Annotated in this window: 10 protein-coding genes; 5 read left to right on the top strand and 5 right to left on the bottom strand. The window is 65.3% G+C overall.

Going from position 1 to position 12,011, the window contains the following annotated elements; all coding sequences use genetic code 11:
* Positions 1–218 precede the first annotated feature (218 nt).
* Together DV027_RS07315 and DV027_RS07310 are read left to right on the top strand one after the other, a co-directional pair.
* Positions 219–575, top strand: coding sequence for a YidB family protein (locus DV027_RS07315; protein ID WP_130731206.1), 357 nt, complete (start codon positions 219–221; stop codon positions 573–575).
* A 104-nt stretch (positions 576–679) separates the two neighbouring features.
* The gene (locus DV027_RS07310; protein ID WP_130731205.1) at positions 680–1,444 is read left to right on the top strand and encodes an SDR family NAD(P)-dependent oxidoreductase; all 765 of its coding nucleotides are present in this window, start codon (positions 680–682) and stop codon (positions 1,442–1,444) included.
* Positions 1,445–1,553: 109 nt separating this feature from the next.
* On the opposite strand, the gene DV027_RS07305 is transcribed toward DV027_RS07310, so the two are convergent.
* Positions 1,554–1,763 (bottom strand): hypothetical protein, encoded by a 210-nt coding sequence (locus DV027_RS07305; protein WP_130731204.1) that lies wholly within the window; start codon positions 1,761–1,763, stop codon positions 1,554–1,556.
* A 166-nt stretch (positions 1,764–1,929) separates the two neighbouring features.
* Here DV027_RS07305 and DV027_RS07300 point away from each other — a divergent pair, with 166 nt between their 5' ends.
* Positions 1,930–2,781: an acid phosphatase gene (locus DV027_RS07300; protein ID WP_207303443.1), complete on the top strand. Its 852-nt coding sequence runs from the start codon at positions 1,930–1,932 to the stop codon at positions 2,779–2,781.
* A 98-nt stretch (positions 2,782–2,879) separates the two neighbouring features.
* Here DV027_RS07300 and sodC read toward each other — a convergent pair whose 3' ends face one another.
* The 3 genes from sodC to DV027_RS07285 all read right to left on the bottom strand — a co-directional run bounded on the left by sodC (position 2,880) and on the right by DV027_RS07285 (position 6,936).
* Positions 2,880–3,440, bottom strand: coding sequence for a superoxide dismutase[Cu-Zn] (gene sodC / locus DV027_RS07295; protein ID WP_130731203.1), 561 nt, complete (start codon positions 3,438–3,440; stop codon positions 2,880–2,882).
* 308 nt (positions 3,441–3,748) lie between these two features.
* On the bottom strand, positions 3,749–5,743 hold the full coding sequence (locus tag DV027_RS07290) for an AAA family ATPase (protein WP_130731268.1): 1,995 nt from the start codon (positions 5,741–5,743) through the stop codon (positions 3,749–3,751).
* Between the two features lie 197 nt (positions 5,744–5,940).
* The gene (locus DV027_RS07285; protein ID WP_130731202.1) at positions 5,941–6,936 is read right to left on the bottom strand and encodes a hypothetical protein; all 996 of its coding nucleotides are present in this window, start codon (positions 6,934–6,936) and stop codon (positions 5,941–5,943) included.
* Between the two features lie 427 nt (positions 6,937–7,363).
* On the opposite strand from DV027_RS07285, the gene panB reads away from it, so the two are divergent.
* Together panB and DV027_RS07275 are read left to right on the top strand one after the other, a co-directional pair.
* Complete coding sequence (gene panB / locus DV027_RS07280; RefSeq protein ID WP_130731201.1) at positions 7,364–8,194, top strand: 3-methyl-2-oxobutanoate hydroxymethyltransferase; 831 nt, start codon at positions 7,364–7,366, stop codon at positions 8,192–8,194.
* A complete protein-coding gene (locus DV027_RS07275; protein ID WP_130731200.1) occupies positions 8,191–9,564 on the top strand; it encodes an MFS transporter in 1,374 nt (457 codons plus the stop codon). The genes panB and DV027_RS07275 overlap by 4 nt, the downstream gene beginning before the upstream one ends.
* Here DV027_RS07275 and DV027_RS07270 read toward each other — a convergent pair.
* The gene (locus tag DV027_RS07270; RefSeq protein WP_165399138.1) at positions 9,513–11,738 is read right to left on the bottom strand and encodes a TonB-dependent receptor; all 2,226 of its coding nucleotides are present in this window, start codon (positions 11,736–11,738) and stop codon (positions 9,513–9,515) included. The two genes, DV027_RS07275 and DV027_RS07270, sit on opposite strands and share 52 nt — an antisense overlap.
* Positions 11,739–12,011 lie beyond the last annotated feature (273 nt).

The raw sequence follows: 12,011 nt of genomic DNA, 5'->3' as shown, positions 1-12,011 counted from the left end.
CTTTGTGTTTAAGGTCGCGTGGCCTTGCTGCATCACAGCGCATTGCAGTTTGCTACAACTGTCAACCCTTTTTGTCATAACAGGATCGGGAAGGGCACGCTCCGGAAGTTCCCTGAAAAATACACGGCAGTCTTCATAAATCCGTGATGGCACGAATGCCGCCCTGCCTTCGTTGGCCTGTCATAACCACACCATCAGACCACAAAGGAGCATACACCATGGCTACCACCCGTACTGACCAGATCGGACAGGCCGCAGGCAAGGTTGCTGATGTGCTGACCGGTGCCCGCACCGATACATCGGGCCTGATGAGCGCGGTCATTGCCTATATGGGCAATGCCAACAGCCCTGGCCGCAAGGACCTGCATGCCCGCGCCCGCAAGGCCGGGCTGGAAGACCAGGTCACCCACTGGGAAAACCACCCCACCAACACATCGGTTGATGAAAGCGTGGTGACAACCCTGATCCCCGAGCCTGTCATTGGCCGGTTCTCGGATGAAACGGGGCTGTCACGCCTTGCTACCATCAAGGGGCTGGGCGACCTGCTGCCCCACCTTGCGCGACTGGATGGCTGATATACGCCGCCCGCCTGCAAACGGGCACGTTTTCCTGTTTGCAGGCGGGGGCAGGGGCCTATGATCCCTGGTATCGGACACCCCACAGCAGGCAGGATGATTCCATGAACAGTGCCCATTCCCCCGCCCCGGCCCAGACCCCCGGCGTCGTGATCGTAACGGGGGGCAGCCGGGGCATTGGCCATGCCATCAGCACCCTGCTGGCGCGTGAGGGGCATGCGGTAGCCATCAATTACGCCACCAACGCCGCCCCGGCCGAGGCGCTGGCCCGCGCCATTACCGAACGCGGTGGCCGTGCGATGGCCATCAGGGCCGATCTTTCCCGACCGGGCGAGATCCGCACCCTGTTCACGCGCGCGCATGAACTGGGGCCGCTATGGGGGCTGGTCAACAACGCGGGTGTGACCGGCACCAAGGTGCGGGTGGATGAACAGACCGCCGAGACGCTCGATGCGCTGTTCAACATCAATATCCGCGCCACCATGCTGGCGGCGGGCGAGGCGGTGCGCCGCATGTCCACCCGCCATGGCGGCAGGGGTGGCGTGATCGTGAACCTGTCTTCCGTTGCGGCGCGGCTGGGCGGGCTGCCGGGGCTGGTGCCCTATGCCGCCACCAAGGCGGCGGTCGAGACCTTTACGCGCGGCCTGGCCAATGAGGTCGCGCGCGAGGGTATTCGCGTCAATGCGGTGGCCCCCGGCCTGACCGCGACCGACATGGTCCCCCCCGAGACCGCGAAACTGGCCGAAACCGTGGTGCCCATGGGCCGCGTGGGCCATGTGGACGAGATTGCGCAGGCGGTGGCGTTCCTGCTTTCGCCCGCATCATCGTACATGACCGGTAGCGTCATGACGGTATCGGGCGGCCGGTGAAGCGATAAGGGCTTATGGGCGTCGCCTTTATTTCAGCAAAGGCGGCGTCTGCCGAAGCTTTTTGAAAAAAGCTTCACCAAAAACTTTTATTACTTTTCAATAACTTATTTTAAAGTGATGGCCCCCACATGCCTGCCACGAACAAGATGGCGCCAAGGGCCAGCATGGCGATATGGAACATGACCTGACCCGGCATGGCATCGGGGCTGATGTTCAGCCCGTGAATGAACTGGACGAGCACCAGCGTCAGCCCGATCACGCACAGCCCGATCCGCACGGGGCTGACGGTGGTGGGCCATATCGGGTTTCTGCGGTTCATCGGGGCATGCCTCCAGCTTATTGGCGCAGCATGCCATAAAACCCGCCGGGGCAGAAGATGCCTCCGGCCCGTACGGGGCCGTTGCGGCATTTGCCCCTTCTGCGCCTCATGCTATGGGCAGGGTGTCGCCGTGGCCTGCGGCAAAAGGTGAACTGACAGGAACAAGATGCGTCTCGATCGTTCTGCCATGGCGCGCGGGCTGGCCGCCTGTGCCGCAATGGGGCTGCTGGCCATGCCGCCTGTGGCGGCCCGGGCGCATCCACACGCCCCTCATCATGCCGCCCCTGTTCACCACCACCCGGCCGCGCAGGCCGATGTACCCGCAGGCCCGCCTTTGCCTGACGGGCAGGTGTTCCTGCCGCCGCCGCCCGGGCCGGACACGGCGCAGCGCGCGGCCGATGCCTCCATCTTTGCCGCGACCCGCGCCCTTGAAGGCACGCCGCGGTGGAAACTCGCGCAGGCCGATAACCGTGATACGCCCGCGCATATGGTCTCGGCCTTTTCGTGTGCGGCGGGCTTTACCCTGCCGCCCGAGCAGTTGCCCGAACTCGTGGGTCTTGTGGCGCGGATCGAAAAGCGCCTCACACCAGCCGTCAATACCGAGAAAGCGCTGTGGAACCGCCCCCGCCCCTTTACCGAGGCTGAACTTCCCACCTGTATTCCGCTCCGCGCCGACCTCAAGCGTGATCCGTCTTATCCCTCGCTCCATGCAACGCTGGGCTGGGTAACGGGGCTGATCCTGTCCGATATCCTGCCTGATCGCACGGCTGCGATCATGCAGCGTGCCCGCGTGTTTGGTGAGAGCCGCGTGGTGTGTGGCGTGCAGTGGCAGAGTGATGTCGCGGCGGGTTGGCTCAATGGCGGAGTGCTGTATTCGGCCATGGAGCAGGATGATGGCTTCAGGCAGGAAATGGATGCCGCGCGGGCGGAGGTCGTGGCGCTGCATGCCACCATGGCCGCCCCCCCGGCTGCCGAATGTGGCATCGAGGCCGATGCCGCAGCCCATCCGCCCCAGTGACCGGAAGTCTTTGGGTGCCGCCTTTTTGAAAGGATGCGGCACCCGGAAGTGTTCATTGCCTCATTATGGTGGGCTGCGCCCCAACAGGGCCTGATTGGCTACCCGCCCTGATGAATGACGGCGCAGGCCACGCGGTCGCCCGCCCCGCCAATCGGCTGCGTGCGGTAATCGTCGGGGTTGGCGTGGATGACAAGGGCGGACCCATCGGAATCGAGCAGCCCCGGGTGGCCGTCCGTGCCGTTAAGGGTCACCAGCGTCGAATACAGTTCGACCGTCGCGTTGCCGTCCTGTCCAACGAAGATGTTGGGCAGGTCTCCCGCATCGTTCGCATTGGCGTTCAGCAGGCCATGGACCACCGGCGTCGCGGCATGGACATGCGCGCCCGCATCGGTGAATTTCGGCGGGCCGCAGATGCCTTTTTCATGGAAATGCACGCCGTGCCAGCCAGGGATCAGCCCGGTGGCCTCGATACGCAGCAGCACCCCCTTCGGCGCCGCCGTCACATGGATCGACCCCCGCGCCGTGCCGTCCGTGCCCATCAGGGCGCCTGATGCCGTATCGGCTGCCCGGGCGGGGGTGGCGAACGCGGCGTAGCCGCTGGCAAGGGAAAGCAGGCCGAGGGAAAGCAGGCCAGAAAGGCGGAGACGTCGTGTGGGCATGGATGGATTTCCTTTTCGACGGAGGCGCGATGTCGCGGATGGGCACGTATGGCGGGACCGCGACGCATCGGCCGGTTGCCCCGATGCCGCCCCCGCCCGCCATGTAACGGGCATGCAGTCTCGACCCATGCGCGGGGAACCGGAATCCAACTCTTTGTGAGGGAGGTGCACCCGCAACGAAAAACGGCACCGCCATGTTGCAGGCGATACGGGATGTGTCACGGTTTGGTTCCGGGCCATGGGTTGGAGACTGTTTGAAAATCACTCATCGATAAAAAACGATAAAAGTTTTTGGACGCCGCCTTTTTTCAGGAAAGGAAACCGATTTTGCGGTTGCCCTCGCGGCCCGCGGTTTCCGCGCGCAGGCGCTCGAGCAGTTCGGCGGGCGTGGGGTTTTCATCCAGCAGCCGCGCCCGGCGCAGCACCAGCGCGAAGTCGGAGGGCACAAGCGTGTGCAGATGCCGCAGGGCAGCGGGCGCCTCCTGCCCGAAAAAGCGCGAGAACGCATGCGCCGCCTGTACCGCGTTCAGGTAGCCAAAACGCGCGCGGAACAGGAAACGCCGCATGCTGGCCGGGTCCAGCTTCTCCACAAGGTTGGTGGTGCAGGCGAATGGCAGCGGGTGCTGCTCCATCCAGGTCAGCATCTCGTTGACCTGGCTGATCTCCCATGACCGCTCGGCGGAGCGGCGGTCGCCCAGCAGGCTGTCGGCCTCGTCAATGATCAGGAAGGCCCCGCTGTCACACGCCTCGGCAAAGGCTGCGGCAATCTGCTGCTCGCTCTGGCCCACATATTTGTCCAGCAGGTCGGAGGCGCGCTTTTGCAGCACCGGCATGTCCATCTCGGCGGCAAGGTGGCGGGCATAGGCACTCTTGCCCGAACCCGGCGGCCCGGACAGCAGCAGCGAGACCGCACGGGGCGCGCCGGGGCGGGCAAGGCGTTTTGTCAGCGCCTGCAGGTCGCAATCGGCGTTGATGAGGGTTGCGTCATAATCCGTCACGTCGGGCTGTGAGGGCATGGGCATCTGCCCGCCCGCGGCGGCGCGTGCAATGCCGGTGGCGATCAGGCTGGCCATGGCCGAATCGCCGCCTGCAAGGTGGGTGGAGCGCAGGGCGTTGCGAAAGATGCCAGGGGCTGCCGGTATGGTGCGCGCAAGGTCGGCCGCATCCTGCGGGGCGAGGGCCACTTTTTCCTCGCGCGCCATGTCCTGCCACAGCCGTGTGCGCACGCCGATGCCGGGCTGGCGCACCTCGATGCACAGCGCCATGCGCCGGGCAATGGCGGGGCCGAGGGTATCGAGGTCGTTGGCGGTCCAGATCACCGGTGTGCCCCCCTGCTCGAGCAGGCGGTGGAAGAACACGCGGCTGTAGGATTGCGGCGCGTCGAACAGGCTGGAGGTGAACAGGTCCTCCGCCTCATCGAACAAAAGGATGGACTCGGTGTTGCGCAGCAGGCGCGTGCTGCACCGCAGGTCGGCCAGGCGCTCATGGCGCGAGGGTTCATCGCCCGCGCTGTCGGCCTCGCCCACGGGGTACAGCGTGGCCCCGATATGCCGCGCAAGGGTGGCGGCAAACTCGGTCTTGCCGGTGCCCGGCGGCCCGTAAAGCAGGATGTTGATGCCGCTGGCATGGGTGGCGACCGCCGCCCTGAGCAGCCTTGCCGCAATCTCGGCCTGCTGGCCCAGATGGGCGAAGGCTTCCCACGGCAGGGTGGCGGTGCGCGGCTGGCCGAGCAGCATGGAGCGGATATCGCCCACCACGCTGGCGCGGCGGTTCATCAGCGCCATCAGCCGGGGCAGGAGCGTGATGTCGCCATCCTCGTCCACGGTCATCAGCCCGCTCATGCGCAGCTGGCCATCGGGGGCGAGGGCGGTGGCAATCGCGTCCTCCTCCTGGCCGAGCAGCAGGTGCAGCAGCGGAATGTCCTCGCACAGGAACGGCCCGCGCGAGCGGTTCTCGCACAGATCATCCCATAACTGCTCGAAATGCCCGTTCAGGCGGTAGCACATGGCAAGGCCCAGCACCTCGCTGGCCACACTGCCAAGGCCGGTGGCGTGGCTGAGTTCGTCAAGCCAGGCATCCACGTAGCCCCGGTCGTTCATGTGCTGGAGACGGATTTCCTCCAGTGCATGGCCCAGGCGCTTCCATTCCGTGGCGGTGGGCGGGTTCTCGCCATCATGGCGGGGGGCGGCGGGCAGGTCCTTGTCGGGCAGGCCAAGGTCGGGCTGGGCCTGCACAACGCAGCGCACGAGGGCGCCGGCATCACGCGATCCACGATGGATCGACCCATGCAGCACGCACAGCATTTCCAGCAGGCGGCGCGTCTCGCCGCGTACGCGCGGCGAGCGGGGCTGTACCGTCCTGCGGCGGGGTGCCGGTCGTCTGCTTTTGGCCAATGCCATATATCGGGTCTCCTGCTATTCCTGCTGAATATAGGGAGTGCAGGCCCGGATGTCGTGGGGGGAGGAGAATATGTTTTCTCCTCCCCCTGTCCTGTCGCCTCTTATCGCCCGTCCGAGAGGGCGAAACCGGTTTCAACCCGGTTGAGCATGGCCGTGAGTTCGGCCTGGCGCAGCGGGTCGGTGCCGGTGGTGACATGGGCGTGCGCGCGCCGCTTCAGGCTGTCGACCATGTTGGGGCTGACCGGGTGCCCGTCGCCCTGGCGCAGGAGATCGGCAAGGCTTACCCCCTGCTCATGGGCTGCATGGGCCACGGCAAAGGCCATGTGGTTGACGATGTTCTCGAACGCAAAGCGCCCGAAACGCGACTGGCACCGGCTGAACTGCTCAAGGGCCGCGGCATAGCGCACCACGGGATCGGCCTGCCCCACGATGTGGAAGTGCCGGGCATGATGGCGGGCGGCCTGGATGTGCTCCTCACGCGCCTGATCCCATTCGCCAATGGCGGCGCATTCCGTCTCGATCAGGCAGTGCAGCGCGCGGGCGTTGAGGCTGGCGGCGACGAAATCCGCGTGGGTGATGTCATTCCACGCCAAGGGCTGGCCGGGGCGCTGCATGGCGAAGCGGAAGCCCCGATGCCCGTCAATGCCGTACACGATGGTGGTGTTGCCGCGATAGAGCGGGTCGGTGCCGGCCACCATGATGTGGCCGCTATCGGCGCGGTGCATGTAGTGCTGCCATGTCATGACATCGAGCAGCGTGTCATCATCCACGTGCCGCGCGGTGTGGCGGTGGGCGTGCTCCATGAAATGCGGCGCCGACAGCCCCGTTATGGCGCGGGGCGAGAAATCGACCTGCCACCACACGCAGGCCTTGACCAGGTGAAAGGCCAGCGAATCACGCAGCTGCGCCAGCGCCTCATCCTCGGCGGCGAGGCTGTCGCGCGCGGCATCGCACAGGGCTTTCACGGCCCCGAAGCGGTTGGCAAGCAGGTCGAGCTGCCGGGCTACGGGCTGCCAGGGGTCGAAATAGCTTACCAGGCATTCGGGGCGGGAATGCTGCAGATGCCAGGCAGACAGGGCGGTACGTGTTTCACGCATCGGGCGGTCCTTGAAGTATCTGTGGCCAGAACGGTTGGTACTGGTGGTGGAGCGGGCAGGGAGGCCCTGCATCGCACGGAACCATGCGCCACAGGGATGGGGGCGGGTCACATGGGTGGCAGGGCATGCGCCTTGTTATGGGGGTGAGGCTTGCATGGAGGGTCGTTGAGTGCCCTATTGATGTATATCATAGGCATATTATGTGATAATAGTAATTAATATCATATTAAATCCAGGACAGGTTTCTCCCCGGCCGGATGGATAGGTCCCTTTCAGTTCTGTAAGCCAACGGCGCGGCGCGTGCTGGAGTTCCGCCTGAACTGGGTGCGCATGCCCATTCAGGCTGGCAGGGGATTTGCCAAGACCGATGGCCTGCAATATCCAGATATCATCGTAACGCAATGGATATGGCAGGAAAATGGCAGGCATGGGCAAGGGCGGACAGCCCCGGCGGCGGACCATCCGCGATGTGCGCAAGGGCGGGGAGCCCGGTGTATGGCTCACGGCCTATACCGCGCCCATGGCCCGCAGGCTCGATGCGCATGTCGATGTGATGCTGGTGGGGGATTCGCTGGGCATGGTGGTGTATGGCCTGCCCGATACGCTGGCCGTGAGCATGGACATGATGATTGCCCATGGCGCCGCCGTGGTGCGTGCCTCGCAGCGCGCGCTGGTGGTGGTGGACATGCCCTTTGGCTCCTATCAGGAATCACCGCAGCAGGCCTTTCGCAACGCCGCCCGCCTCATGGCCGAGACCGGCTGTGGCGCGGTCAAGCTTGAAGGCGGGGTGGAAATGGCTGAAACCGTGCGCTTTCTGGCCGAGCGCTGCATTCCCGTATGCGGGCATGTGGGGCTGATGCCGCAGGCGGTCAACGCCACGGGCGGCTTTCGCACCCAGGGGCGTGACGAGGCGCAGGCACGCAAGGTGCGTGATGATGCCCATGCCATTGCGGGCGCAGGCGCCTTTGCCGTGGTGCTCGAGGGCACGGTCGAATCCGTATCGCGCGAGATCGTGGCCGCCGTGCCGGTGCCGGTGATCGGCATCGGGGCCTCGCCTGCGTGCGATGGGCAGGTGCTGGTGGTTGATGACATGCTGGGCGTGTTCGGCACGGACACCCCGCGCTTCGTGCGCCGTTACGCCGATGTGGGGGATGTGATTGACGGCGCGGTGGCCCGCTATGCCGAGGATGTGCGCACCCGCCGCTTTCCGGGGCTGGAAGAATGTTTTGGCACCCGCCGCGCGGTCACGCCGGGATGATGCGCCCGCCCGCGCCGGTGCCGCCTCCTCCTGCCCTCCGCGTGGGGCTGAAGGAGATCGTGGCATTTGGCGCGGGTGATGCGGGGTTCAACATCATCTGGGGGCTGATGCTCAGCTACCTGGCGTATTTCTATACCGATATCTGCTTTTTCCCCGCCCGCATGGTGGGGTTCATGCTGCTTGCCGCGCGCGCGGCAAGCCTCGTGACCGATCCGGTCGTAGGATTGTGGATCGACCGCAGGCCCGCGGGCCATCAGGCCCTGCCGCTGCTGCGCGGCGGGCTCGTGCCGTTCATGGTGCTGGTGGTGCTGACCTTCGTGCCGCTGCCCCGGGGCTGGCCCATCGCCGCGCGCGGGGTGTGCGCGGGCGTGGCCTATATGGGGCTGTGCGTGAGCTACGGGGTGGTCAATACCGCCTACGGGGTCATGACCAGCCTGATTTCATCCGATCCCGCCATCCGCCTGCGCCTGGCCACGAGCCGCATGGTGGGGGCAACACTTGGCGGGCTTGCGGTCAGCATGGCCACCCTGCCTGCCGTTGATTTTCTGGGCCAGGGCAACCGGCAGGCGGGCTTTGCCCTGTTCATGATGGTGGTGGCCTGCGTGGTGGGGCTTCTGGTGTGGCTGCCCGCGCGGCTGTGCCATGAACGGGTGGCGACGGATGGGGGCGATGTGGCTCCCCGGCAGCTCGTTGTATCACTGCTGGCCAACCGGACGTGGCGGCGGCTGACCGGGGCCATGCTGCTGACCATGCTGGGCAGCACCTTCCTGTTCGGCACGCTGGTCTATGACGTGCGCTACGTGCTGCATGCGGGCGACCACATGGCGGGCTGGCTGCTGGGCATGATGAGCCTGATGGTGCTGGCCGGGTGCGGGCTTTCCCTGCCCCTGTGCGCACGGTGGGGCACAGGCATGGTCATGCGCCGCGGCACGGTTGCGGCGGGGGGCATCCTGCTGCTGGCCTATGGGCTGCCTGCGCGGCTGGACCTGACCGGGGCGGGGCTGGCGCTGTTCGGGCTGTGCGTGGGGGTGTGCAACCCGGCCTGCTTTACCCTGCTGGCGCAGGCCATGCGGCACGAAGGCGGGGCGGACGGCCTGCACACTGTGGGGCTGGGCTGGGCGCTCAATTCCATGGCATCGAAAATGGCGTTTGACATTGGTGGCAGCCTGCTGGCGGGCGTGCTGGCGGCGGCGGGGCTGGCCAGCGGCGCGGGCCACCAGACAGTGCAGGCGCAGGCGGGCATCCATGCGGGCTTCCTGCTGGTGCCTGCCGTGCTGTACCTGCTGGCGGGCACGGTGGTGCTGCGCGGGCTTGCGGCTCAGAACCCCGTGGCGGCGGTAAACAGCACCGCAAGCCCGCCGCCCACGTAATATTGCGGCCCGTCGGCTTTGGTCAGCGTGGGTGTCGCCACGCCAGAGAGGTAATGCTGGTTGGTGATGTTGATGAAGTTCATGCGGAATTCGGGGTGCGAGAAAAACGCGTGGTCATCCATGCGGTAGCCGATGGCGAGGTTGCCCGTGGTGTGGTCGGGCATGCGCTCGTCATTCATGAAGGTTGAATACTGCCGCCCGGTATAATGCACCGAGGCCAGCCCGAAGAAATGCCCGTCATCATAACTCAGCCCCGCCGATGCCTGCAGCGTCGGGCTTTCCACCGCCATCTTGCCCCGCGTGGCCAGCATGCCGGTGGCGGACGGGATGTCGCTGTCAATGGTGGCATGCAGGTATTCGCCCGACAGGTAGGGGGCGAAGTGGTGCCACGGCCTGAGCCCGATCTCCACATCCACCCCACGTGAGGTCTGGCCGCCGCCATTGATGGTGGAATCCACCTGTGCGCCGTTCACGTTGAGCAGGGTCTGGATTTCGCGGTTGGTGAAATTGTAGTTGAACAGCGTCAGGCTGCCCACGATCAGGTCGCCATTGTAGCGGTAGCCCAGTTCCTCCGACACGGAATATTCGTTTTTAAGTTGTGTTGTGGTGCCGCTTGCGGTTACGCCCCCAAACAGCGCGCTTTCATCAGGCGTGCGGAAATTGGTGGTGGTGTTGAAGAACACCATGTGGCGCGGCGTGATCTGGTAGCGGATGGCGATGCGCGGCAGGGGTGTGGCGCTGTTGCTGCCCGCCGCCGTCTGCACGCCACCTGATGTGGTGGTGCCGGTGCGGTCGAGCATCACTTCCTTGAAGCCCACATCCACCATCAGCTTCTTATGCAGGAAGTGCATCCTATCGCCGATATAGAGCGCGTTGGTCTGGGAGATCATGTGGTAGCTGCCCGCGTCGACCTGCTGGCCGCTGGCATCGAGCAGGGTGCGGCTGATGCGGTCCACCCAGATGTCGGGCGCATAGCCTTGCGCGTTCACGGCGGTGAAGGGCTGGTGCTCGCTGTCATCGGAGTAGTCGTACCAGTAGCCGAACACGAGGTCATGGTTGCCAAGCTGCCAGTCGAGGGTTGCGTTGAAGCCCGAGCGGTAACTGGTCTGGGTCCAGTTCGAGCGCACCACCGTGGCCGCATCCGCCCCGCCTGAAAGCCCGGCATCGCCCAGCGTCGTGCCGCCGGGGTCGTTGCCGTAGCTCCACTGCGCATAGGGCGTGACCTTGAGGTGCAGCCCGCGCGCCAGCATGAAGCGCGCGGGGGCGGCAAGGTAGGCAATGCGCTCGGGCTGGCGGTACAGCGCCCAGTAATCGGTGCCGCCTGCTGCGTTATTGGGGTTGTAGGTGGCGGCGAGGTTGTTGGCTGCGCCATGTACGCCCTGGGCCTGCCAGTCGGTTTTGTCGACCGGCGGGTAGTAGCTGGCTACCATCGTGTTCCATGTGCCGATCAGCGAGACCCGGTTGCCCTGACCCCACTCGCGCAGGAACTTGAAGTCGATATGCTGGCGCTCGTCATGGCCCGGCCCGCGCCAGTTATCGGTATAGCCATGCGAGTAGGACACGAAGCCCCGCAGGCCGGTATGCCCGATCTGCCCGGTTTCAAGCCGCAGGAACTGGCGGTTGGTGTTGTAGGAGCCGTAGGATACATCGGCATACCCTCCCGCCCGCATGGACGGATCGCGGAAGGTCATGCTCATCAGCCCCCCCGCCGCGTTGAGCACGGGGGAGTCGAGATCCGCCGAGCCCTGCGCGAGCGAGACGCTCTGGTAATTCTCGGTATCGGCAAACTGGCCGGGATAGCCGTTGTAATAGGCGATATCGTTGAGCGGCATGCCCTCGAGCACATAGCCCAGCGAATCCCCGCCAAGGCCCCGCACGCTGATATTGGTCTGGGGTGAAAAGCCCAGCGGGTCGGATGAGGAGACATTGGCACCCGGCAGCAGGCTGACCATGTCGAACGCCGTGGCGCTCGGCGCCTGCTTGCGCATGAAATCCGTGCCGATGGTGCTGACCGATTTCGCCGCATCCTCCACCCGGATCAGCCCGCCACCGGGCTCGGTGCCCACCACGCGCTGGCTGGTCACGGTCAGCCGCTCCACCTTGCCCGTGGCAGGGGGGCGGGGCGGTTTTGTGGCAGCAGGCGTGGTGGCGGTGGTATCATCAGCCGCCGCCATGCCCGGCCCGAGGCCAAGCAGGGTGCTGAGGGCGACCGTGAGCACATTCAGGCGGCCAGCGGAGGTGGCGGGGAACACAACGGGGCGGCAGGGCGGGCGCGGCATGGGGGCGTTCCTGAAAAATATCTTTTTATTTCATTATTCTGTCTCATCCGGGTGGGATATGACATCGTCTTGAACAAATCGGGGACCGATATAGTATAGTCATGCAAGGCATCGTAAGCCCCGTTATCGTGCGGAATGGCGCGGGCAGGCAGGCAAGAAGGTTGCGGG

It is taken from the genome of Komagataeibacter xylinus (assembly GCF_004302915.1).
GTDB classification, from domain to species: domain Bacteria; phylum Pseudomonadota; class Alphaproteobacteria; order Acetobacterales; family Acetobacteraceae; genus Komagataeibacter; species Komagataeibacter xylinus_C.
Note: the sequence above shows the minus strand (reverse complement) of the source record. Positions and strands in the feature narration are given on the sequence as shown.

Bases quoted from the DNA above. Each gene is read 5' to 3' on its own strand.
- DV027_RS07315 (WP_130731206.1), top strand. From the start codon at position 219: ATGGCTACCACCCGTACTGACCAGATCGGACAGGCCGCAGGCAAGGTT.
- DV027_RS07310 (WP_130731205.1), top strand. From the start codon at position 680: ATGAACAGTGCCCATTCCCCCGCCCCGGCCCAGACCCCCGGCGTCGTG.
- DV027_RS07305 (WP_130731204.1), bottom strand. From the start codon at position 1,763: ATGAACCGCAGAAACCCGATATGGCCCACCACCGTCAGCCCCGTGCGG.
- DV027_RS07300 (WP_207303443.1), top strand. From the start codon at position 1,930: ATGCGTCTCGATCGTTCTGCCATGGCGCGCGGGCTGGCCGCCTGTGCC.
- sodC (WP_130731203.1), bottom strand. From the start codon at position 3,440: ATGCCCACACGACGTCTCCGCCTTTCTGGCCTGCTTTCCCTCGGCCTG.
- DV027_RS07290 (WP_130731268.1), bottom strand. From the start codon at position 5,743: ATGCTGTGCGTGCTGCATGGGTCGATCCATCGTGGATCGCGTGATGCC.
- DV027_RS07285 (WP_130731202.1), bottom strand. From the start codon at position 6,936: ATGCGTGAAACACGTACCGCCCTGTCTGCCTGGCATCTGCAGCATTCC.
- panB (WP_130731201.1), top strand. From the start codon at position 7,364: ATGGGCAAGGGCGGACAGCCCCGGCGGCGGACCATCCGCGATGTGCGC.
- DV027_RS07275 (WP_130731200.1), top strand. From the start codon at position 8,191: ATGATGCGCCCGCCCGCGCCGGTGCCGCCTCCTCCTGCCCTCCGCGTG.
- DV027_RS07270 (WP_165399138.1), bottom strand. From the start codon at position 11,738: ATGGCGGCGGCTGATGATACCACCGCCACCACGCCTGCTGCCACAAAA.